The 23,352-nt window shown below is 38.5% G+C and carries 18 protein-coding genes; 2 read left to right on the top strand and 16 right to left on the bottom strand.

The features are described from left to right. Positions 1-13 precede the first annotated feature (13 nt). The 7 genes from NST21_RS21885 to NST21_RS21915 all read right to left on the bottom strand — a co-directional run bounded on the left by NST21_RS21885 (position 14) and on the right by NST21_RS21915 (position 9,265). Positions 14-3,235 carry a DEAD/DEAH box helicase gene (locus NST21_RS21885; RefSeq protein WP_340891213.1) on the bottom strand — a complete coding sequence of 1,074 codons (3,222 nt, stop codon included), beginning with the start codon at positions 3,233-3,235 and terminating at the stop codon, positions 14-16. Positions 3,236-3,444: 209 nt separating this feature from the next. Next, a complete protein-coding gene (locus tag NST21_RS21890) occupies positions 3,445-3,678 on the bottom strand; it encodes a hypothetical protein (protein WP_340891215.1) in 234 nt (77 codons plus the stop codon). A gap of 19 nt (positions 3,679-3,697) precedes the next feature. Beyond that, positions 3,698-4,816, bottom strand: coding sequence for a GerAB/ArcD/ProY family transporter (locus NST21_RS21895; protein ID WP_340891216.1), 1,119 nt, complete (start codon positions 4,814-4,816; stop codon positions 3,698-3,700). Between the two features lie 21 nt (positions 4,817-4,837). Next, positions 4,838-6,061, bottom strand: coding sequence for a Ger(x)C family spore germination protein (locus NST21_RS21900; RefSeq protein WP_340891218.1), 1,224 nt, complete (start codon positions 6,059-6,061; stop codon positions 4,838-4,840). Then, positions 6,051-7,691 (bottom strand): spore germination protein, encoded by a 1,641-nt coding sequence (locus tag NST21_RS21905; RefSeq protein ID WP_340891220.1) that lies wholly within the window; start codon positions 7,689-7,691, stop codon positions 6,051-6,053. The genes NST21_RS21900 and NST21_RS21905 overlap by 11 nt, the downstream gene beginning before the upstream one ends. 208 nt (positions 7,692-7,899) lie before the next feature. Then, positions 7,900-8,517, bottom strand: a complete 618-nt coding sequence (locus NST21_RS21910) for a DedA family protein (protein ID WP_056521618.1) — start codon at positions 8,515-8,517, stop codon at positions 7,900-7,902. 94 nt (positions 8,518-8,611) lie between these two features. Continuing rightward, positions 8,612-9,265 (bottom strand): phosphatase PAP2 family protein, encoded by a 654-nt coding sequence (locus tag NST21_RS21915; RefSeq protein ID WP_340891223.1) that lies wholly within the window; start codon positions 9,263-9,265, stop codon positions 8,612-8,614. 1,200 nt (positions 9,266-10,465) lie between these two features. On the opposite strand from NST21_RS21915, the gene NST21_RS21920 reads away from it, so the two are divergent. Next, on the top strand, positions 10,466-11,269 hold the full coding sequence (locus tag NST21_RS21920; RefSeq protein ID WP_340891224.1) for a class I SAM-dependent methyltransferase: 804 nt from the start codon (positions 10,466-10,468) through the stop codon (positions 11,267-11,269). A gap of 19 nt (positions 11,270-11,288) precedes the next feature. Here the strand turns inward: NST21_RS21920 and NST21_RS21925 are convergent, their stop codons facing one another. From NST21_RS21925 to pruA, 9 genes are all read right to left on the bottom strand, one after another. Then, positions 11,289-12,527, bottom strand: coding sequence for a cytochrome P450 (locus NST21_RS21925; RefSeq protein WP_340892598.1), 1,239 nt, complete (start codon positions 12,525-12,527; stop codon positions 11,289-11,291). Positions 12,528-13,007: 480 nt separating this feature from the next. Further along, positions 13,008-13,187 carry a DUF4083 family protein gene (locus NST21_RS21930; protein ID WP_056521610.1) on the bottom strand — a complete coding sequence of 60 codons (180 nt, stop codon included), beginning with the start codon at positions 13,185-13,187 and terminating at the stop codon, positions 13,008-13,010. Positions 13,188-13,271: 84 nt separating this feature from the next. Beyond that, complete coding sequence (locus tag NST21_RS21935) at positions 13,272-14,180, bottom strand: LysR family transcriptional regulator (protein ID WP_340892599.1); 909 nt, start codon at positions 14,178-14,180, stop codon at positions 13,272-13,274. A gap of 36 nt (positions 14,181-14,216) precedes the next feature. Further along, positions 14,217-15,464, bottom strand: coding sequence for a CynX/NimT family MFS transporter (locus NST21_RS21940; RefSeq protein WP_340891228.1), 1,248 nt, complete (start codon positions 15,462-15,464; stop codon positions 14,217-14,219). Positions 15,465-15,753: 289 nt separating this feature from the next. After that, a complete protein-coding gene (locus NST21_RS21945; RefSeq protein WP_340891230.1) occupies positions 15,754-16,431 on the bottom strand; it encodes a DUF975 family protein in 678 nt (225 codons plus the stop codon). Positions 16,432-17,184: 753 nt separating this feature from the next. Further along, positions 17,185-17,439 carry a hypothetical protein gene (locus tag NST21_RS21950; RefSeq protein WP_056521602.1) on the bottom strand — a complete coding sequence of 85 codons (255 nt, stop codon included), beginning with the start codon at positions 17,437-17,439 and terminating at the stop codon, positions 17,185-17,187. 36 nt (positions 17,440-17,475) lie between these two features. Next, positions 17,476-18,741, bottom strand: a complete 1,266-nt coding sequence (locus NST21_RS21955) for a Glu/Leu/Phe/Val family dehydrogenase (RefSeq protein WP_377378357.1) — start codon at positions 18,739-18,741, stop codon at positions 17,476-17,478. Between the two features lie 22 nt (positions 18,742-18,763). Beyond that, positions 18,764-19,957, bottom strand: a complete 1,194-nt coding sequence (locus NST21_RS21960) for an ornithine--oxo-acid transaminase (RefSeq protein WP_340891233.1) — start codon at positions 19,955-19,957, stop codon at positions 18,764-18,766. An 18-nt stretch (positions 19,958-19,975) separates the two neighbouring features. Beyond that, positions 19,976-21,523, bottom strand: coding sequence for an L-glutamate gamma-semialdehyde dehydrogenase (gene pruA / locus NST21_RS21965; protein WP_340891236.1), 1,548 nt, complete (start codon positions 21,521-21,523; stop codon positions 19,976-19,978). 382 nt (positions 21,524-21,905) lie between these two features. On the opposite strand from pruA, the gene NST21_RS21970 reads away from it, so the two are divergent. Continuing rightward, positions 21,906-23,321: a sigma-54 interaction domain-containing protein gene (locus NST21_RS21970; RefSeq protein ID WP_053347469.1), complete on the top strand. Its 1,416-nt coding sequence runs from the start codon at positions 21,906-21,908 to the stop codon at positions 23,319-23,321. The last annotated feature ends 31 nt before the right edge of the window (positions 23,322-23,352 follow it).

The raw sequence follows: 23,352 nt of genomic DNA on the forward strand, positions 1-23,352 counted from the left end.
TTGCCCTCGCTCTCTATATCATCAATATTTCCCGAATGTCCTCTTCAGTAAGAGCAGATGACGATTTCTCCTCAGGGTCGATGATTTCTTCAATCAGATGCCTCTTTTTCTCTTGCAGTTCATTCATTTTTTCTTCGATTGTGCCGCGGGCAACAAGTTTGATGACCTGAACAACATTTTTCTGTCCCATACGATGAGCACGGTCTGTTGCTTGTTCCTCGACTGCTGGATTCCACCAAAGATCATATAAAATGACAGTATCGGCACCCGTCAGGTTAAGACCTGTACCGCCTGCTTTCAATGAAATGAGAAATATATCACGTTCACCTGCATTAAATCGATTACAGATTTCAACGCGTTCTTTTGATGGTGTTTGTCCATCTAGGTAGAAAAAGGGCTGCCCTTGATTCGCTAAATCTCTACCCATGATCTGAAGCATTTTCGTAAACTGTGAGAAAATCAGTACCCTTCTTCCAGAAAGCTTTGATTCCTCAACAATCTGCATTAGTTGCTCATATTTGGCTGAGCTTCCTTTATAACCGTCCACAAATAAGGCGGGGTGACAACAAATCTGTCGTAACCGAGTCAAGCCAGCGAGGATTCTAATACGATTTTTCCGAAGTGTATTTTTATCCAGATGTTTCAATGTGTCTTGTCGCAGCTTTGCCAAATAAGCAGCATACAGTTTCTTCTGATCAGGTAGCAGTTCCATCGATTCCATAGACTCGATTTTTTCTGGAAGCTCCGATAATACATCCTCTTTCAACCTCCGAAGTAAAAATGGCCGGATCCTACGAGCAATTTTTTTCCTTGAGAGGTTACTGTATTCCTTTAACCCCATGAATAGTTCAGGAAAGACAACGTGAAAAAGGGACCACAACTCTTCTAGTGAATTCTCAACCGGGGTACCAGTGAGGGCGAAGCGATGATTCGCTTGTATCTTCTTCACCGCTCGTGCCGTTTGTGTCCCTGGGTTCTTAAATGCCTGTGCCTCATCAAAAAACACCGTGTGAAAATCTTGTTTCTCAAACCACATAATGTCCTTACGTAATAACGGATATGAGGTAATGACAACATCTATGCCCGTTATTTCCTTCTGTATCTTTGACCTTTCTGTTTTATTGCCATCCACGACGATGGCTTGTATATCCGGGGAAAATTTCATGAATTCACTCAGCCAGTTATATGTCAAAGATGATGGACAAACAATAAGAGCGGGGAGCTTCTTCTTACGGATGTCTGGAAGCTCGGATAAAATGAATGCGATGCTTTGCAGTGTTTTACCCAGTCCCATATCATCTGCGAGAATTCCTCCAAAGCCATAGCCAGCAAGTATTTTCATCCATTTGTAGCCGCTTTTTTGATAGTCCCGTAATATTGGCTCTAAACTCTTTGGCACCGCGAACTCCAGGTTACTTGGATTGCGGATGTTTTCCAAGAACTTCCGGAATGACTCCTCTATTGTAAATGTATTGCTGTCATTTACAGAATCAAGAAGCTGAAGCCCTCTTACGATTGGTACATTTAAGCGACTTTCCAAATCTTCATTCTGGACCGGAAGTGCATTCAGAAAACGATTGATTTCTTCAAACTCCCTTGTCTCAAGGGAAAGCAACGATCCATTCCTCAAACGATAATACTTCCTTTTTTCCTCTAGAGCTTCTAGAACTTCTCGTATTTGTTTTTCAGGAATGCCATCCATTTCAAATTTGAATTCCAGCCAATTAGTCCGTTCTTTTTTGATTTTCACCCTAATTTGCGGAGCAGCATTCCCTCGGGAAATCCGATTTCTTACAGCAGTCGTGGCATATATTTGAACAAGCTTTTGAAGTTTCGGAACGACATGGTACAAAAACTCATACTCCAACTCTTCATTATGTAAAAAATATCCACCGTCTGTCTTGGCAAACATGCTATCATCCATCAGTTGCAGGATCTCTTCCTCTTTATCCATATCTCTTATAAGCTTGGAAACTGACTTGAGTTCCTGATTTTCCAAAGGATTAATCACAATATTTTCATAGTGAAACTCCAACCCTGCAAGCAGCCTATTTTTCACGCGATCTAAGTATAGCTTAGCAATCAATGGTGTCTTCTCGAACTGCTCAGAAATGGCCCCTGAGAAATGAACATCACCTAGTTTTTTCAAACCTGGTACCACTTTTTTCAGGAATAACTCTAATTGCTCCTGATGAATTGGAATTTGATTCATTCCTGAATCTTCCAACATCTGTTTTAAATCTGAGAGACGTTGGCAGTCTTCACTTTCGAGGGGAACCAATTTTCCTTCAGATAAAACAGATCTGTATGCATTCATCACAATTATTTCATTCAACCCTTTAATATTCAGTTTATATCCTTTGCCCTCACTTTCGGCAAATTCAAACTGTAAAGGCAGCGGTTCGCCGGATATCTGAAAACTATCAAACGTATTCCCGTCATACGCAAGCTTCACCAATGGCGCGATTGTAAGGATAGGGACAAGCCTTTCAAAAGAAGTTGGCGGAATGAGTAACAGGTGATTGCTCATTGTATAGTCAGATTTGTACGGAAGCGCGTCAAGATAGACCTGTTCATCATAAGTCACTTGGATAAGCTGCTGAATCACTGCATCTGTTTCACGCTGAAAACAATGGAGATCAGGATCATACAGAAATGAAAGGGACACTTGGGCAGGTTTTCCTTCTTTTACCTGCTTCAGAAAATCCCTGAGATTTGGTACATTTGCCGAACCAATCTTCACTTCAATTCCGAACATGTATCTGCTCTGGCCTATCGTGATGGGCTTACATGTAAACTCCGCATCAAGCACCTGCCTGTTTTCAAAGTGGAGCTGATGGCCACTTGAGCGTACAGGCTGATTATTGAAAAGCGTAAGCAAACCATCTGTCAGCTTCATATTTGCTGAAGCGTCAGACTGAGGTTCGTTTAGACCTTCAGGAATTGTTCCTTGACGCTGATGTTCGTATACCGACAGTAATACGGCCGCAATATGCTGACAATCCCGTTGAAAAGAAGCAAGCGTTGGGCAGCTGCATTTCGTGCGAAAGCCTCCGGCAGCATCCACTTCAATAGAGACATGGAAATCTTCTATTCCTTTAACAGTTGCTTCACAACCATCAGGACAGTAACTTTCAAATGTCACTTTATTAGCACGATAAAAAGCATCTCCTCTTTTGAAGGAGACTGTCCCGCACATATCTTTAATGATTTTTTGATTTAATTTGATATTCAAAATGCCGTTCTCCCTCCTGAGGACCTCTGTGCTATTGTTATCTATGTAAAGGTGGTTTTCCATTCTATTTGAAAAATAAGCTCATTTTATCATCATACTATGAAATGGGAATCCGAGGTGGTAAAAAAGCAAAAAGACAAACCCCCTTATTCAAATCAAGATTTGAAATAGAGTTCATCTATAGTACAGCAACGGGAATATGTAAATCTTTATTGTTGTCCTTTGGCTTTGTTGCCTTTCTTTTTTTTTCGATAAAAGAAACTAAACAAAAGGAGGAAAAGAAGAACGAGAAAAAGGATAAGTTCAGCGGGGTCCTTCACCAGAAAAGGGTTAAAGGCATGTTTAATGGAATTATCCAAATCAAACCCTAAAAGAATATCCATGCCTAAAGAAAAGGCCACTAAAGTAATCAGCATCAAAACCGTAATACCGAAGATTTTCATTTTTCATCAACTCCACCTTTTAGGAACTTATTTTGGTGTTAGCCTTGCTTTTTTTTCGATTCTTAAAAAAAGCAAGGATCAAGAGAAGCAATGGGATGATCACTTGAAATGGAAGGTGGATATAAATCGGCACGGCACCTATCCCTTCATGGATATGTTCCGAATAGCTACTTGAAATCACAATGGATATTAGTAAAATGACAAAACCAACTGGATAAGCCAGCCGAGAAGGTTCTTTAATGTTGAAAACATTCGCCGTACCCGTTACTGCTACATAGGTAAACACACTTATCTTGATGAACCCTCCAATCATGAGTTTAACCAAAAAATAAACATCGAGTCGTTCCAAAAAGCCCGCGATCTCAATTGACTGTATGAGGGTAAGAAAAGGATATTGCGAACGTGTTGTAAGGTCCACCCCAAGCACAGCTACATTCAAAGCCATAATAAACGCGAGAAAAATACCGCTTGCAGCCAAGCTACCTATACCTATTTTTTTTAGTCTCTGAGGTTCGTTCAAATAAGGAAAAATCATTAAAAAGACAATGATTTCGCCAAATGGAAAGTATATGGTTTCAGTAAAGGCCATTTTCATCATCTCTACCCCACTGGTTTCAAAAACAGGTTTTAAGTTGTTTAAATGAATCATACCTGAAACAACAATCAGAAGAATGAATGTCATGAAAAGTAAATTCTCTAAAACAAAGAATAGTTCCCCTGACCTTGCCAGTACCTCTATCCCTTTACGAACCGTATACACCACGACCAAAATGAATGCTGCGTTCGCAAAAAATAACGGAACATGAGGATAGGCAAAGGTAAGCAGTGTCTCTCCGAAATCCCTCAACACTCTTGCTGCAAGATACATGAAATATAGGATGTATAGAAAAGCTACTATCCTTCCTAAAAAATTCCCCATTATATGTCTTACATATTCAGTTAGCAGCTGATCAGGGTAGTATTGAAAAAGGCCATAATAAACGAAAAATAACAAAAAACCGCCTATCATCGCAATGAGAATGACTAGCCAAGCGCCCTGTTTGGCTTCACCTGCAAGCGGAACCAAAAGTGCACTGCCTATTTCAAACAGGAAAATAAGGACGAATAGCTGGTAGCCGCTGATTTTTGCCTTTTCCACGAGGATGCCACTTCCTTTCCATTATTGATCGCTCTTTTTTAAATTTGAAAGATACGGCTTATTACGTAATCCTGTACGGCGAATGAAAGTCTCTACCTGCACATCTACTTCCAGCTTAGCAAAAGAAACATCGTCCCAGTCCTTTTCGATTTTTTTCCATTCTTTCGGATGGGATTCGTGCATGATTTCACCAAAGCCAAAAATATCGGATTTATTTTTTTGGGCACGAACGATCGCATCTTCCATCACCTGCTTTAAGTCTTTTGCTAACTTCTTTTCAATGTCTATCAGAACGTGCGGACTGTTTAGATTCACGGGAACATTTGCCTCGCGGATATCTCCTTCAACAAGGACCTTTATCAACATTTTAGGTTTGCCATTTTTCATTTTTGCCGCGACGTTGGTTTTTTGGCGTTGCACTTGATAGGTGATTGCGTCTTTTTTATCATTCCAATCAATGTTTAAATTGGTATGTTCAATCCTATCTAAAACCCACATCGAACCTATTGCCTTATTACCATCCAGCCAGTCAATCAATTTTCCATCTTTAAAAACACCTATTCCAGCGGCATTTGGGTTAGCCTCAATATCAGAGGTCTGAGTATTCTCCATTTTATCCTCTTTATCTGTGTTACCCTTCACGGTAAAGCCACTAATTATCGGTTCTTTTCCGGTACTCACAAGGTTTTTAATCACTTCTTGAAGATTGACACTGATACTTCTCCCCTGCTGTTTTTCCGAAGATTCAATCGTCCTAATGACTTTTTCAGCTGATACTTTATCGATTGCCGTTAATGTTTCGACTATATCCCTGGCTTTTACACCTCGGGCAATCACGATCCTCGAAGTTGCCCTAAATTCAGGGGAGCGCTCAAAGGCATCGAAAATAGCGTTAATGCCCTCTTCTTTTGCTATTTCCTCACCTATGACGATCAGGTTTGCATGAGCGAAATACATATCTCTTGAAATTTTAGTTGAAGCAATACTATCTAGTCCAAGCACATTATTTCCAGTGGCCCTATAAACGGATATGGCGGGATTTTCCCCGCCTCCTCCCTGAAGAGCCCCCGCAACATTGCCTGGGTTAATGATTTGAAACGTTCCCACTAACTTTCCTTCTTTATCTTTATCGATTCCCATTGCCGAGACGATGGCTATCTCGTTTAACTCTTTTTTATCCCAGCATCCAGAGGTGAACGTGGTACCGATCATCATCAATAACAGAACTAGCCATTTACGATTCATTGCCTTCACCTTTTTTCTTGTCAGATGTTTTCATTCCCCGCGATGCAGGAGGCAGGGGTCTTTGATTATCGCCTTCCCGTATCAGATTATTATTGGAGCTTAATAATTTTGGTCTTTCTTTGAACGCCCACATAGGTCTTCTGAAGAATGTGTCACCTAATCCTTCCGGGTTCAGGGGGGCGAGCGGTGACATATAAGGAACACCGAATGAACGAAGGCTGCATAAATGGACGATGAGGACGATAAAGGCTAAAATCATACCATAAAAACCTAATACCCCAGCACAAATGATAAATACGAACCGCACTAAACGGGCAGAAATGGCGATGGAATAAGAAGGGGTTGCAAAACTGGCAATCGCCGTGATCGAGACGATGATGACCATTGCCGGCGATACGATGCCAGCCTGGACTGCTGCCTGCCCAATCACCAATGCTCCAACAATGGACATGGTCGAACCAACCGCCTTTGGCATCCTAAGGCTTGCTTCCCTTAACATTTCAAAGGTTATTTCCATGATTAGTGCCTCAATAACGCCCGGCAAAGGAACCGTTTCCCTTTGCGCTGCAACAATGACTAGCAACTTCGTTGGGATCATTTCCTGATGAAAAGTTGTGGCTGCAACATAGACAGCTGGTCCCACTATAGAGATTATAAAAACCAAGATCCGTAAAAAACGTGTGAATGAGGCAATGTCGAAGCGATTATAGTAGTCTTCGACAGATTGGAAAAACTGTACGAATAAGGCCGGGGCCACCAAGACAAAAGGCGTTCCGTTTACAAATATCGCCACTCTTCCTTCAAGAAGATTACCCGCAACCATATCAGGTCTTTCTGTATGATTAAGGGTGGGGAATGGGGTCATAACCTGATCTTCTATCAATTGTTCTATATATCCTGATTCAAGAATACTATCTATATTTATTCCTTTTAAGCGCTCTTTGACCTCCTCGACGATTCCTTCTTTAGCAATCCCATTTATATACATAATGGAAACATCCGTCTTTGTCACAGTGCCTATTTTCATAGACTCTATCCATAAATCGGGACTGTTAATAATGCGGCGTAACATGGCGATGTTTGTTGCATTCGATTCAGTAAACCCCTCTCTTGAACCGCGAACCGTCAAATGTGTGCTTGGTTCCTGAATGGAACGCCGTTCTCCCCCTCTTGTACTGGCAACCAGGGCTTTGTTTACGCCGTCAACAAAAATGATGCTATCCCCTGATAATAATGACAATAATAATTTTTCCCAGTCCGTAACAGTTTCTACACCACCGAGAGAAACCACGTCTTCAGAGATCACGTCCAGCGCTTCTTGTGGAAGTAGTTTTTCTTTTAGATGAGGGTTTTTCATGATTGATTCAATTAAAAAGTCCGTAACGCTTGGATTATCAATCAAACCCTGCACATACAAAATAGTCGTTTTCATCTCAGGATTTTGACTGATTTTCAACGTTCGAATAATAATGTCCGGGCTGTTACCCGTTTTCTTTTTCATATGGTCTAGATTGGCTGAAATAGAGCTATCTATATATTCAAGTGCTTTACTTTTAGATTGGTCTTTATCATCTATCTTTTGCTTCTCACGTTTCTTCATTTGTCCTTTATTTTTGAAAAAAGAAACCATCGCGCCGAACCTCATTCCTTTTTCGTTTCACTCATTTTGTCCAATGCACATTCCCTTTATTCTACGTTCAAGCTCATCCTCTCCGCTTTCCCGTTCGAATGACATAAGAAAAAGGCTGTCATAATGACAGCCTCTGATGTTTATATAAGATTATGTAATGAAAGTTCGGACTTGAACGGTCCTTTATCATTTTTTAAATCTACTATAATCACTTTCTTTTTCCCTTATTTCTTCTAAAAATTAAAACAACGAAAAGAATAAACAGTAATACAAGTATTGCATAAACGATGTTTGAATAGATGTCCATATACCCTACGATGTCTTCCCATGAAGATCCTACAGCGGCTCCAACATTCACCAGAATCACGTTCCAAATCAATGTTCCGGTTGTTGTGTATAGTAAAAAAAGCCAAAAACTCATATGAGACATGCCTGCGGGAATGGAAATTAAGCTTCTAATCAACGGAACGAGTCTACAGAAAAAAACAGTCCACGCTCCGTATTTGTCAAACCAAGAATTTGCCTTATGGACGTCAGTTACTGTTAACCGAAAAATATGCCCCCATCTACCCACAAACTTCTCTATCCTTTTCACATCAATCAGTAAACCAATCCCGTAAAGTACCACAGCCCCTGCCACTGATCCAAGAGTTGATGCAATCACGACTCCGACTATAGTCAAATTTGTTGATACCGTGGTCATAAAACCTCCAAAGGTTAAAATGACCTCTGACGGAATAGGCGGAAAAATATTTTCCAATGCTATTAATAGAAAGATTCCAATATACCCAAAATTATTCATAAATTCCGTAATCCAGTTTTCCATTTAAAAGCTCCTAACTATTTCAATCATTTGATATAATCAGCAGCTAACTAGTTTAGTCCCTAACTGCTTTCTTACTGAATTGCCTGTCCTAACTTTAGTTAATCTCTTTGTTTTTCTGGCTTTCTTTATGCTTTTGGAAAACCCAAATAGAAATGGCAAGCCAACAGCCACCCGCTAAATATCCTCCAATAATATCACTAGGATAATGGACTCCCAAGTATATTCTACTTATTCCTATTGTAAGGATCATCATCACGCTGAACAAAATCAACAGAGTTCTCCCCCACATAGGCGAAATATGCCGCCATAGTAGAAATGTGAGAATACCATATAAAGTGAATGCATTCATCGCATGTCCACTTGGAAAACTGTATCCCCCTATCTCAATGAGTCGATGTAAATCAGGACGGGCTCGTTGAAAGAAAAGTTTCAATATCAAATTGAGGAGAGGTGAGCCAACCACGACAGCACTAAATAAGACTAGCTCCAAACGATGTTTCAATACCTTATACAAGTAAAATAATACAAGTAAGGAAAGTATAATTATGGAACTAGATGAACCAATAAACGTAAAGACCTTCATGATGGTTGTTAAAAACGGAGACTCTAAGCCTTGAACGAAGGAAATCACCGCTCTATCAAAATTCAAGAATTCATATGCACTTATTGTAAATGCCATTATACTGAATCCAATTAAAAAAATTACACTTATTACAAAGGCAATAGACAATTGAAACTTTAATTTCATAATAACATCCTTTCACTTTTTAAAACCGGTGTTCCATGATTGAAGTAAGATCTCATTATAGAGTTTTAACTTCATTCTATATGATCTAAACCATAACAAGGAATGAAAGGAACTTGCATTTCTTTCTGTTTATCCAGTGTATATACTAATAATTCATTAGTTAACTCATTTATGATTGTATGTAGCAAGCTTTATAAAACGTCTTTTTGATTTCCCCCCATCTTTGTAATAGAGAAAGATTTCTGTTAATAATAAACAGTGGAATCGGAAGGACATATGATGCATCTTCAACGTATCCATTATTAAAGTATACATACTGAATGAAGAAGGAATAAGATTTTGATTAGATTTTCATTAAAATTTGCTAATCTTTCTACAAAAAAATAAACAGGTCGGTTATCTTCCTCAATTAGTTCCACAATTTATTCAAAACTGCTCCCGCTAAATAATTTAAAATCATTCTATCTTTTAATACTACTCTATACAGCTTAACCAACTCAACTTAAGGTTACGGTAAATATATCTCCTTATCCAACTTCAACTTGCTGGATTCTACACCAACATGGTCTTAACCTTAATGATGAAAGTAATATCTATATCAAATAACCCTTATGTGTTAAGGATATATTTTGCTAAAGAATTTTTATATATAGGTATTTCAAATTAAAAAGGTTCCTAAATTTCAGGTACGATAAGGCAGCAACGCCTCTTTTTGTCTTGTGAAAATTAGAGACACTTAACTTAAACAAATACCTTTCTCCTAAAAGTTATTGCTCATTTGGAGATCATCTACCTTTCCTTCTATATCGATAACATCAAATTTACTAATCTATTAGTGACTCGCCAAATAAACAAGCAGTAACAACCATTATTATAAATAAATCTCAAGTATTTTTTTCAACTTAACGTCCTCTTTAGCTTTGGTGCTATCTAAAATACTCCTATTACATTTACATAATTACCCATTATGATACAATCAAAGATATACATATTCTGTCATCCGTATTTGAAAGGTAATTATTATGAGGGATTTTCTTTCTAGCTTTCTACTTATTACTGGTTGGCAATATTTGTTGATATGACTTTTTGTATGGTTAATAAAGCTTGATAAACACAAAATTGCTTGTTTCTTAATAGCTCAATCCTATCACTAAAGATCACCTGAGTCTGAGCAAAAAAAAAATAGAAGGTGGAAAATGAATGAAAGTGAATTTCGGAAAAGTAGCTAAAGATTATGCTAAATGGAGAAATGATTTACCTGGTGAATTAATAGAGAGCTTAAAAATCAGAGGAATAAACTTTGCTAATGTTCCGGTTGCAGACTTAGGTTCTGGGACTGGCGTTTTGAGTAGAGCTTTATTTAAGGAGAGAGCTAAGGTGGTTGGCGTTGAACCATCAAAGGAATTGATAGAAGAAGCGCATAATATTGATAGACAAGAAAATAGTAGAATAAAATATGTTAATCGATATTCAGAGGATACAACTTTAGAAAGTGATACTTTTGACTTTGTAACCGTTTTAAGGGCTTGGCACTGGTTTGATCGAGAAGCAGCCTTGAATGAAATAAAGCGGATTATTAAAGAAAATGGCACGTTAATAGTGATGGATTCAGGATTCGTTTCTAAAAGTAACGTAATAAAAGAAACGCTTCAAATCATTAAACGTCATATGCCGGATGGCAAACTAACCTCTGCAGGATCTAAAGCGAATGTCCAACAATTTATTAACGGCTTTCCGGTTGAGTGGTTTAAAGAATGGCAGGAACATCAATTTGATTTAACAGATACATATAAATTCTATTACGATGTGACATTTAAAAACGAAGAATGGTGTGGAAGAGTGGGGTCATTATCCTGGCTTTCAAGTTTTTCCGAAGATAAGCGGGTACAAATCCTCGATGAAATCCACTCACATTTGGTAAAAGAGTTTGGTAACATTCAGCATACCATTCAACATGTATGCAATGTAGTAATTTTAAAACGAAAAAAACCTTATGCTGGTTAATGGCATAAGGTTTTTCTTTTTAATGTTTACTGAATGCCTTAAGTGGTAAGCTAGTTAGAGTTTGACCGGTCGCTGAATCGGTCAGATTCTCTTCCAACTGAAACGAATCCACTGATTCAATATGTGAGTATTTCTCTAGAAATGTGGTAAGGGCAATTTTTGCTTCCATTCGTGCTAGCGGAGCACCTAAGCAGAAATGCGGCCCATTTCCAAAGGCTAGATGTTTCTTATTATTAGGACGGTGTATATTAAGAGTGAATGCGTCTTCAAACATCTCCTCATCCATGTTTGCTGCACTCATCCAGGCAACCACGACATCCCCTTTCTTCAAATCTACTCCTAATAAATCGTTATCTTCCTTTACTGTACGATCTAATTTGGTTAAATTGAATCGGTAACGCAGCATTTCCTCAACGGCTTGTGGAACTAAATCCAGGTTATTACGTAACTCTTCATAGACTTTATTGTCATCATATAATAGTGAATAAAAGGTATTGGCAAGTAAATGACTGGTTGTCTCGACTCCCGCACCTAAAATCAACATGGTCGTACGCACAACTTCATCATCTGTAAAGGTTTCACCATCTACTTCGGCCTTCAATAGATCGGATATGATATCATCAGCTGGATGTAACCGTTTCTGTACAACAATTGGATATAAATACTCATAATATTCTCTTGCTGCCACTTGCTTCATTTCATTTACTTTTTCTTGTTTTTCTTTGTCAAAGGGAAGGAATAAGATATCTACCCATTTTTTAAACAGTAAACGATCTTTTGAGGGAACGCCCATTAAGTCTGACATGACAATAATCGGAAGCGGACTTGCCAATGATTGCACAATATCAATTTCCTTGTCTGCCCCCATCTGTTCGACTAATTCATCTGCAATTTCCTGAATGCGAGGTTCCCAGTTTTGGAGACTTCTAGGTGTGAATGCTGCGGCCAACAGTGAACGGCGATTTCTATGCACAGGTGGATCCGCTTCAGTGATTTTGATCTTTTCAGGTGCTGAACCTTCCTTGCTATCCGTTCCAACCGATATGGTAGTCCGTTCCCGCACACTCGAAAAATGTTTATAATCACTAAGAACACGCTTAACATCTTCATATTTAAAGACATTCCACGTATCTGTTCCTTCGTGATAGCTCACAGGATCATTTTCTAACATCTGTTTACACCAGGCATATGGACTAAATTCCTCTGCACGGGACTTAAACTGAGTGACTTCTTTAATAGCAATAATTTCTTTCATGATACCGACTCCTCCTACTTCTCAAAGATACCTAACAAAAGGATTGAATGTTTAGCATTCTTCATCTCCGACACTTAGTTATAGGGTCATCATTCATGTACGTAAATTTTTGATGGTTTGTTTGTATTTTCTTTATTTCCCTTAAATATCTAACCCACTCCATTATAAGATAAGAAGCCATCACAAACCATGCATCATCTATACCAACTCCTTAACATGCAATTTGCCCAACAAATGTCATGCATTCCACCATCTCGCCATGTAAAACTGCTTATTTTTAACAAATCCTATTTCTTTTTATGATTCGTTATGTCTTTCAAAAGATGAAAAAAACCTATCTTCTTTTCAAATTCTGAGACAGGGGTTTTTCATTAGCTATTTTAATTGATGATTCCCTGACTAACCTTCACAACCATCAAAGCGGTAATTGGACTGTACCCAATGACTCTTTTGCATAGAAAAAACGGCCACAGAATGTAGCCGTCAATCGCTGTCCTTTTTAATTAGTTCATATAAATCATCCATTTTCTTTTCCATGATATCCAGTCTAGTTTTGCGTTGCTTGACGGAACGGAAAAGCGATACGATACCTACTATGATCAGGATTAGAAATATAAGGCAAAACAATTGGTATATCATATCCGCCATATTAAAACTACTCACTATGTAATCCCCCTAAATAGCATTCTAAGTTTTCTATTATACACCTTAAAATTAACAATTTAACCTTTAAAGGGGAATCAAGAATTAAAATCCATTTTTTCTTTCCTGATCTTTTTTATCTTCCAAAAACTCCATCGTATATTGAATGAAGCTCTTTACAATATGATTACATGGCCGGCTTTTATGCCATACCAACCCAACTGTTCTGGAGCAGTGAGGCTCAATGATCTTCAATTTTGCCGTTTGTAAATCATGCAATCTTTCATTTGATAGCAATGATGGAAATAAGGCAACGCCGAGGCCTTTTTCTACGAGCTCATGAGTGATTCCCGTTTCGTCTCCTTCAAAAGCAAAATCAGGATAGAAGCCTGCTTCTCTGCAAAATCGTTCCGTCATATCGCGAAAATCATAACCTAATGGCATAACGATGAAAGGAGCATTCTCCACTTCTTTTAGATAGATGCTCTTTCTATTGGCCAATGGGTGGGAAAGGGGCACGGCCAGATGTATTTCTTCTTCCAGGATGGGAACCCACTCAATATGTTCCCCTATCACAGGTACTGTTGAGATACCGACGTCTATTTCCCCTATTTCAATCTGTTTTTTGATTCGTTCGAAGGAAGCCTGATGTTGCCTAAATCGGGCATTGGGATGTTTCTTTAGAAAACCGCCTAATAACTCTGGCAGAATACTCGGAATGGTAACAGCTATGGAGATTAATTTATCCTGCTTATCTGCCAGGTAGGCTAATTCCTTTTCCCCTTCTTTTAATTGTAAAAAGACCTGTTCGACAGTTCGCAAATAGGATTCACCGAGTTTATTTAATTGAATTTGCCTGCCTCTTCGATCAAATAATTCATAACCAAGACTATTTTCCAATTTACTAATCATTTTACTGAGGGCTGGCTGAGTGATGTTCAATGCTTCCGCTGCTTTTGTTAAATGTTGATGTTTTGCAACGATTTGAAAGTATCTCATTTGTAAAAGATCGATCGGGGACGCCCTCTTTCTACGTATTTTAAAAACCCATTATATACTATAAGACTTTTCATCACTTTTTTGGATTTTCTTCAAAACAGGTTTCCTTTGACCAACAAAGGCACCGGATATAATTAATAATACAGTAATGAAAATCAGGATCAGTTTTGGTAATGCCCAACTATGAGTAAGATCATGAATCAAGCCAATCAAGATTGGTCCGATCGCGGCAAGTAAGTATCCAATAGATTGTGCCATTCCTGAAAGATCAGCTGCTTGCTGTGCACTTTCCGTACGTAATCCGAATGTGATCATGGCAAAGCTGATGGCCATACCGTTCCCTAAACCTATCAAAACCATACAAATTGGTATCAGCGAAAGCTGACCGAATCCCACACCCACCATACCGATGGTCATTAAAATCCCTGATATGATTCCAAGAATGCTCCTGTTTGAGATGCGCATCGCGACAATCGGAGTGATGATGGTTGCCGGAAGCGAAGTGAATTGATTAATGCTTAGCATCCAGCCGCTTTTAGCCTGATCCATGCCTTGAGCCATCAACATATCAGGAAGCCATGCTGACAAAATATAAAACGGTAATGATTGTAAGCCCATGAAGAGTGTGATGTTCCAAGCTGTCGGCGATTTCCACATTTCAAAAGAAAAAATCGATGTTGTTGATTTTGAAGCGCGATTCTTTCTTTCTCCCCGCTTTCCCTTCACTTGGGGCAACCAAAGAATCAATGTGGCAATAGCTAGAATTGCCCAACATAATAAAGACCCTTGCCATCCTAAGCCTGCTTCTTTGGCTAATGGAATACTGATTCCAAAACCGATGGCTGATGAAAGGTTCATGCTTGCTATATAGGCACCAGTCAAGATGCCTGCTTTCTCTGGATGTTTCTGTTTGATGATACCTGGAAGTAGAACATTCCCAACTGCAATGGCAATTCCCATAAAAGCCATTCCGGTCATTAAAGCCGTAACTGATGAAATCGATCGAAGGAATAATCCCACTATGAGTAGCAGTAATGAGTATAGTAAAGTCCATTCCATTCCAATTCGCTTTGCAATCAATGGGGCCGCAGGGGAAACCAAGGTAAAGGCTATCAGCGGAATAGTCGTCACCATCCCTGCGACTGCATTATTGATTCCTGTATCATCACGAATCAGGCTAATTAATGGACCTATTGACGTAATAGGTGCACGAAGATTGGCCGCTATGAACAGAATGCTGATTACCCAAATGGTGCTGATCTTTGCTTTATTGTCTTTGATTCCTATGGTTTTTCTCATTTTTCCGTTTCTCTCCTGAGCGCATAGAGCCATTATTTTTCGATTCAATCTCATTATACTCCCGCTCTCGTGAGGAAAATAATAGAAATTCAATCATCATTTCATAACCGAATGGTTATGAATGGCTGTGAAATAAGATCTGCGGCAGGATATGAGAAAAAGCCAAAGGACTCCCTTGGATTCGTTCCATTTTTTATTAAAACAAAGCAGTAGTCTACAATATTATTGTTCTCTTATATGATTACTAACAATAAAAAAACCGATAGCAATTTTGCTATCGGCCAAGGGTTTATGCTTCTATTTGATCGTTGTCAGAATCATCTTGAGGTACAATTAATTCATTATAGAATGCTGCCATTGTTGTTCCCGCATAAGGAACCAACCATAAAAGTCCAATCCCTAAGGTGAATATACATAGTATTCCCCATCCTATAAAGCTTAAGTGCATTAGGAAATACTTCCATTTCAAACCCTTCATTCTTTTTCTGCTTTCTGTAATGGCTTCAAGCACGGTGTATTCTGGATGATCCTTCAATAAGAAAAACGTTTGCGAATAGGCGATGCTTTTGATGAAAAATGGAATGAGTAATAATAATGACCATAAAAATAGGAAAATAGCTTGTAAAAAGTATGCCCCAATCAGCTTGAAAGAGGTTTTTCCTTCTTTGTAGATAGCGAATACCTCTGGAATATCAGGGTTTCCTTTCCTGACTATATTCAGGTAAAACCAAGTTGTTGCTATAGTCAGCGGGATTAAAGCTATAGATAGTACGGTTCCGAAGATATCCGACCATACCGGTGTTTCTTCTTGCGCAAACCACTGTGTAAACCCACCGCTTCCGATCACTTCAACAATTAAAGGTAAAATGACATGGATCAAGAACAAGAGCAACATAAGTGAAACGGCTACTCCCCATTTACCTTTCAAAGAAAGTAGGGCTTCTCTTTTTAATTCTGAGATTCTCATACGTTAATTAACCTCTCCCTTTTTAAATGGCAGAAATCTGAAAATACACTCACTTAGCAAGTATGGGTAAATTCAGAAAAACGACTATTTATTTGATGTTTAAATCTCCTGTTGTATTCTAACATAATATTTCTAACTATAGGCTTAAATTCCTATAAACTTCTCTCAGAAAAATATCCCTACGATAATAACCCGACTTTTCTAGAAAAAGAGAGAGAGAATCTGTTTCGAATAATCCTTTATCACCTCCCAAATTGCACTCAAAAAGTATATTACAATTCTTTTTAAAATTTCCTGCCTTGTCTTTTATCATCATATTTTATACAGTTTATGAAAGGGAATATAACAATATTCCATCTATTACTTAAGGCACAATGAAAGCCTCGAACTTCAGCAAGCCATATGGTGTTTAATAGAACAATTGCTCACATAATGTGAACTCCGCAGATAAGCGTGCTATGATTCCTTTCAAATAAAAAACACCTTCGTTGAATGTACAATGAAGAAAAGTACATGCAGCAAAAGTGTTTTTATTTATAATGCAAGGAATCCACTGTTCAATATTCATGCATCCAATGTCCTTGTCTGATTCAAACCACCAAGATATAAAAGATCATTTGTATGGACACTTTTTAAACTGCTTTAGGAAGTCTCTATATCAAATTTAACTATGATATCTGTTTGAACAACAACAAAAAAGAGCATCCCAAAAGTCGAATTACCGACACCTTTGGAACACTCTCTTTTCTATAATTAATCAGAGCCTGTTATAACAAAATCGTCTTGGAGCAAAGCTAAAGGAAGCTTTCTATTAATAGGATCCCCTGCCGTGACATTAATTTCAGTAATGTGACCACTGGCACCTATTGAAACATCAATCAATTTCCCATCTTCTGTTTTCACTAAAAAGAGCCTTTCCCATTCATAAACATAGGAATTCTTTTGAACATAAACTTGTTCGATGGTCCCATTCTGAGCACACTCAATTGTGTAAATCGGTTTTAACAAGGAATCACCCCTCCACTATCTATCATAATATTCAGCTTATACCCAACCCCGGAATATCGAGGCTTCTGCCATTTTTCTGACACCCACCATATATGCAGCTAATCTCATATTCACTTTTCTTGTCTCAGCCATATCATATATTTGATTAAATGAGTTGACCAATAACTCTTTTAATTTTCTTTGAACTTCTTCATCTTCCCAGTAGTAACCCTGATTATTTTGAACCCATTCAAAGTAAGAAACAGTTACACCGCCTGAACTTGCTAATACATCAGGTACAAGAAGCACATTGCGTTCTGTTAAGATTTTAGTTGCCTCCAAAGTGGTTGGACCATTCGCTGCCTCTACGACAATTTGCGCTTTTATAAGATGTGCATTTTCTTTTGTGATTTGATTAGAAATAGCAGCTGGCACTAAAATATCACAATCTTGTTCTAGAAGCTCTTGATTGGTAATTTTATTTTCGAATAGTGTTGTTACCGTTCCAAAGCTATCCCTTTTATCAAGTAAGTAATCGATATCGAGGCCATCTGGGTTATATATGGCACCATATGCGTCAGAAATACCAATCACTTTCGCACCTGCATCATGCATGAATTTTGCTAAAAAGCTTCCCGCATTCCCAAATCCTTGGACAATAATGCGTGCACCTTTCAGTTCTATGCCCTTACGCTTTGCGGCTTCCTCGATACAAATCGTGACACCTTGTGCAGTTGCCTTTTCCCTACCGTGTGAACCGCCCAGCACTAGTGGTTTACCTGTAATGAATCCAGGAGAATCGTGTTCTCTTATTCTACTGTATTCATCCATCATCCATGCCATGATTTGAGAATTTGTATAAACATCCGGGGCCGGAATATCTTTAGTCGGCCCCACTATTTGGCTAATCGCTCGAACATATCCGCGGCTAAGCCTTTCTAATTCACCCATAGACATTTGGCGTGGATCGCAGATAATGCCACCTTTTCCTCCGCCGTATGGCAGATTCACAATCCCGCATTTTAAACTCATCCACATCGAAAGTGCCTTTACTTCTTCCTCATCGACTTCAGGATGAAAACGGATTCCACCTTTTGTAGGACCAACAGCATCGTTGTGCTGGGCACGATATCCAGTGAATATCTTTGTTGAATTGTCATCCATCTTAATTGGAATTCGGACGGTCAGCATACGAAGAGGCTCCTTTAAAAGCTCAAACACTTCTTCCGAATAACCAAGCTTACCCAGCGCCTCCTTGATTACGACCTGTGTGGATTCAAGCAAGCTGGCAGTTTCTTTTTTTTCTTTGATCGTTGTACTCAATGGAATTCACCTCATAGGGATATTAGGATAAAACTCTTTTAATACGTTCAATTGCCCAATCTAGCTCTTCTTTAGTGATCACTAGCGGCGGAGCAAAGCGGATAACTGTATCATGTGTTTCTTTACACAGTAATTTTTCTTCTTTTAGTTTTTCACAATAAGGTCTTGCCGCTTCAGTTAATTCCAATCCAATAAATAAGCCTCTTCCACGAATATCTTTAATCATAGGATTATTGATTTCTTTTAAACTATCCATGAAATATTTCCCTAGCTCTAATGAACGTTCTGCCAGTTTTTCATCTTCAAGAACTTCTAATGAAGCGATAGAAACTGCACATGCTAATGGATTACCACCGAATGTAGAACCATGTGAACCAGGATTAAATACGCCAAGAATTTCACGGTTTGCTGCGACACATGAGATTGGAAATACTCCACCACCAAGTGCTTTTCCTAAAATATACATATCAGGAATCACTTCATCCCAATCGGAGGCAAACATTTTTCCTGAACGGCCAAGTCCTGATTGAATTTCATCCGAAACGAATAGTACATTATTTTCTTTACAAAGTTCGTAAGCTTCTTTTAAGAATCCTTGTGGAGGAATGATAATTCCCGCTTCACCTTGGATCGGTTCAATTAAAAATCCAGCTGTTTGAGGAGTAATCGCTTCTTTCAATGCATCAAGATCGCCATAAGGGATAAGCTTGATCCCTGGTAACATTGGTCCAAAGCCCCTTCTATATTCTTCATCGGATGACAAGGATACGGCTGCCATTGTACGGCCATGGAAATTCCCAATACAAGCAATGATTTCAGCTTGATTTTCTGCTATTCCTTTTACGTCGTAGCCCCAGCGTCTAACAGCCTTGATAGCTGTTTCAACTGCTTCAGCACCAGTATTCATAGGCAGCGCCATGTCTTTTTGCGTAATGCGGGAAACCATTTCATACCACGGGCCTAATTTATCACTATGGAATGCACGGGACGTTAATGTTACGCGATCTGCTTGTTTTTTTAGTTCATCAATAATTTTAGGATGTCTGTGGCCTTGGTTCACTGCTGAATAGGCACTTAGCATATCCATATATTTGTTGCCTTCAGGATCTTCCACCCAAACTCCTTCTGCCTTCGAAATGACGATTGGAAGTGGATTATAATTGTTTGCACCATATTGTTCCGTTTGCTCGATTAATTTTTCTGTAATTGTTGTCATGTTGATTCCCCCTAAAATTTATAGCGTTTCAGATGTTGTTTTTCCTTGAAGATGTAGAACTAAATAATCAGGACCGCCCGCTTTTGAATCTGTACCTGACATATTGAATCCGCCAAATGGTTGGTATCCGACGATGGCTCCTGTACAGCCACGATTGAAATACAAGTTTCCAACATGGAAATCTTCACGCGCTTGTTCGATATGTTCAATATTGTTCGAGATGACCGCACCTGTTAATCCATAATCTGTGTTATTAGCAATCTCAATCGCATGATCGAAATCTTTTGCTTTACAGAATGCTACTACTGGTCCAAAAATTTCTTCCTTCATAACACGAGCATTTTCATCCACATCTGCAATAATTGTTGGTTGGATAAAGAAACCTTTTGAATTGTCTCCTTCTCCTCCTGCAACTAACTTCCCTTCTGTTTTACCGATCTCTACATAGCTCATGACTTTGTCGTAAGCAGCTTGATCGATAACTGGACCCATAAAGTTATTTACATCTGTTGGTTCTCCAACTGTTTTTTCTTTTGTTAATTCAATAACACGATTTAAGACTTGGTCATATACATCTTCCACTACGACGGTACGTGAACAAGCAGAACATTTTTGACCGGAGAATCCGAATGCAGAAGCGACGATTGATTGTGCCGCCAATTCCAAATCAGCCTCTTTATCAACAACGATCGTATCTTTACCGCCCATTTCAGCAATGACACGTTTCAACCAAATTTGGCCTTCATGAACTTTTGACGCACGCTCATAAATACGAATTCCAACATCACGAGATCCAGTAAAGCTGATGAAACGTGTACGAGGATGATCTACCAAATAATCGCCAACTTCAGCACCGCTTCCTGGAATGAAGTTCACAACTCCTGCAGGTAAGCCCGCTTCTTCCAACACTTCAATGAATTTAGCTGCAATGACCGGTGTTGTACTTGCTGGTTTCAATAAAACGGTATTTCCTGAAACAAGAGCCGCTGTCGTCATGCCTGCCATGATCGCAAACGGGAAATTCCAAGGTGAGATGATGACACCGACACCAAGTGGAACATAGTTGAAAGCATTGTGTTCAATCGGACGGCTTTCCACTGGCATGCCGTCTTTAAGCTTCAGCATTTGACGTGCGTAGTATTCCATGAAGTCGATCGCTTCCGCTGTATCTGCATCCGCTTCATTCCAAGGCTTTCCTGCTTCTTTAACCAATAAAGCCGAGAAATAGTGTTTTCTTCTGCGAACAATGGCTGCTGCTCTGAATAATATATTTGCACGCATTTCTGCTTTAGTTTTTCTCCAAGTTTGGAATGTCTTATCTGCCGCTTGCATTGCTTGCTCTGCAAGGTCTTTGTTTGCTTTTGACACAATCCCGATTACTTCTTTTTTGTCTGCTGGGTTTACAGAGGTAATGACTTCATCTGTAAAGATTTTTTCACCGTTAATAACTAACGGATATTTAATTCCTAATTCTTTAGCTACATCATTCAAAGCTACCTGAAATGCTTTATTGTTTGCCTCATTATTAAAATCAGTAAATGGTTCGTGTTTGTATGGTTGGACCATTATGTCTCATCTCCCTAAGATTTATGTTTTTACTTCTCCCTTTATAAATAGCAAGTTCCGTGCCAACTTTTCAACTTTTTTGAAAAATATAGACTTTTCTAATGGAAATGCAAAGAAATTCAGCACTTTTGGTGAAAAATAGCATAGTGTGCCATTATTTTTTGCTTTAATTCTTATATTTGTGGCTTGAACGCTATAGTTTTTATTAATGCAAGATTTGTGCCAACTTGTTTTTTCACGAAAAACAAGGAATTTTTATCTTTTGTGCAAAGAAAATTTGCACTTTAATGCAAAATAATCTTGCTGTGCAAATTTTTATTGCGCCTTTTCTGTAAATCCTCTACAATAATCTCTAAGAAATGAATAAAAGTAGGAGGCATTAATGAATTTAGATCAGATCATAAAAATAGAAGGTTTTCAATCTATCCTATATTCACTCGTAGATGTAATTGATATTGGGATACATATAATAGATACAGAAGGTCTAACCATTGTTTATAACAAGAAAATGGCTGAAATTGAAGGAATGGATTCAGAAGATGTATTAGGGAAAAAGATCCCTGATATTTTTAAGTTCCAAGAGGAAACTGAGAGTACGCTAATACGGGCTCTTCATTCCGGAAAAGCAACTGAAAACTCAAAACAGACCTACTTTAATAATCTCGGACAGGAAATTACAACAATCAATAATACGTTTCCAATTTTAGATCAGAAGCAAAATATTATCGGTGCTATTGAAGTAGCAAAGGATATAACAAATCTTGAAAGAATTATAAAAGATAATATTTTAAATAAGGGCGATACCAAATATACCTTTGACAGTATCATTGGAACTAGTGAGAATTTCTTAGACGTCATTGAAAAGAGCAAGCGCTCCACAAGAACCACATCCTCCATCTTGATTGTCGGGGAAACAGGTACCGGAAAAGAACTCTTTGCCCAAAGTATCCATAATGGAAGTAACCGTTCGACACATCCTTTTATTAGTCAAAACTGTGCTGCACTGCCAGATAGTTTAATTGAGGGAATTCTCTTTGGAACGAAGAAAGGGGCTTTCACAGGATCCATTGAAAGGCCTGGGTTATTTGAACAAGCACAAGGCGGAACCATCCTTCTTGATGAAATCAATTCTTTAAACCCGAATTTGCAAGCAAAATTATTACGGGCCCTTCAAGAAAGAACGATTCGCCGAGTAGGAGATACAAAAGACAAAAAAATTGATGTTCGAGTCATTGCAACGATAAATGAAGATCCAATAGATGCGATTTCAAATGATCATTTACGAAAGGATTTATATTATCGATTAAGCGTTGTATCCTTATTTATCCCTCCACTTCGTGAGCGGAAAGAAGATATACCATTGCTGGCTCAATCCTTTATTGAAAAGTTCAATGCGTTGTTTGAATTGGATATTGAAGGAATCAGCGACGAGGTCTACTCTCTTTTTTATGATTACGAATGGCCAGGAAATGTAAGAGAACTTGAGCATATTATTGAAGGGGCTATGAATTTACTAGAACCCGGGGATACAAAAATTGAGATCCCGCATCTTCCAACTTTATTTAAAAAGAAAGCTCATATGGAAGAAACTCAACTGGATATAAAAAATGACCTTATTCAAAATGAAGAATTACAAGACACAACCCTATCTCTTGATGATTATATTGCTAATACAGAAAAGATTTATTTGGAGAAGATATTAAAAGAGCATGGCATGAATATCTCTAAAGCAGCTAAAGCCTTGAATATAAGTCGCCAAAGTCTTCAATACCGCTTGAAAAAGCATCAGGTCAAATAACATCATTCCCGCACAAAGAAGGCCCCCATTA

Origin of the sequence: Peribacillus sp. FSL K6-1552, assembly GCF_038005205.1 — a bacterium.
GTDB classification, from domain to species: Bacteria; Bacillota; Bacilli; order Bacillales; family DSM-1321; genus Peribacillus; species Peribacillus butanolivorans.

Excerpts from the sequence above, each read along its gene's own strand:
- NST21_RS21890 (WP_340891215.1), bottom strand. The coding sequence starts at position 3,678 with ATGAAAATCTTCGGTATTACGGTTTTGATGCTGATTACTTTAGTGGCC.
- NST21_RS21900 (WP_340891218.1), bottom strand. The coding sequence starts at position 6,061 with ATGAATCGTAAATGGCTAGTTCTGTTATTGATGATGATCGGTACCACG.
- NST21_RS21905 (WP_340891220.1), bottom strand. The coding sequence starts at position 7,691 with ATGGTTTCTTTTTTCAAAAATAAAGGACAAATGAAGAAACGTGAGAAG.
- NST21_RS21910 (WP_056521618.1), bottom strand. The coding sequence starts at position 8,517 with ATGGAAAACTGGATTACGGAATTTATGAATAATTTTGGGTATATTGGA.
- NST21_RS21915 (WP_340891223.1), bottom strand. The coding sequence starts at position 9,265 with ATGAAATTAAAGTTTCAATTGTCTATTGCCTTTGTAATAAGTGTAATT.
- NST21_RS21920 (WP_340891224.1), top strand. The coding sequence starts at position 10,466 with ATGAAAGTGAATTTCGGAAAAGTAGCTAAAGATTATGCTAAATGGAGA.
- NST21_RS21940 (WP_340891228.1), bottom strand. The coding sequence starts at position 15,464 with ATGAGAAAAACCATAGGAATCAAAGACAATAAAGCAAAGATCAGCACC.
- NST21_RS21945 (WP_340891230.1), bottom strand. The coding sequence starts at position 16,431 with ATGAGAATCTCAGAATTAAAAAGAGAAGCCCTACTTTCTTTGAAAGGT.
- NST21_RS21960 (WP_340891233.1), bottom strand. The coding sequence starts at position 19,957 with ATGACAACAATTACAGAAAAATTAATCGAGCAAACGGAACAATATGGT.
- pruA (WP_340891236.1), bottom strand. The coding sequence starts at position 21,523 with ATGGTCCAACCATACAAACACGAACCATTTACTGATTTTAATAATGAG.
- NST21_RS21970 (WP_053347469.1), top strand. The coding sequence starts at position 21,906 with ATGAATTTAGATCAGATCATAAAAATAGAAGGTTTTCAATCTATCCTA.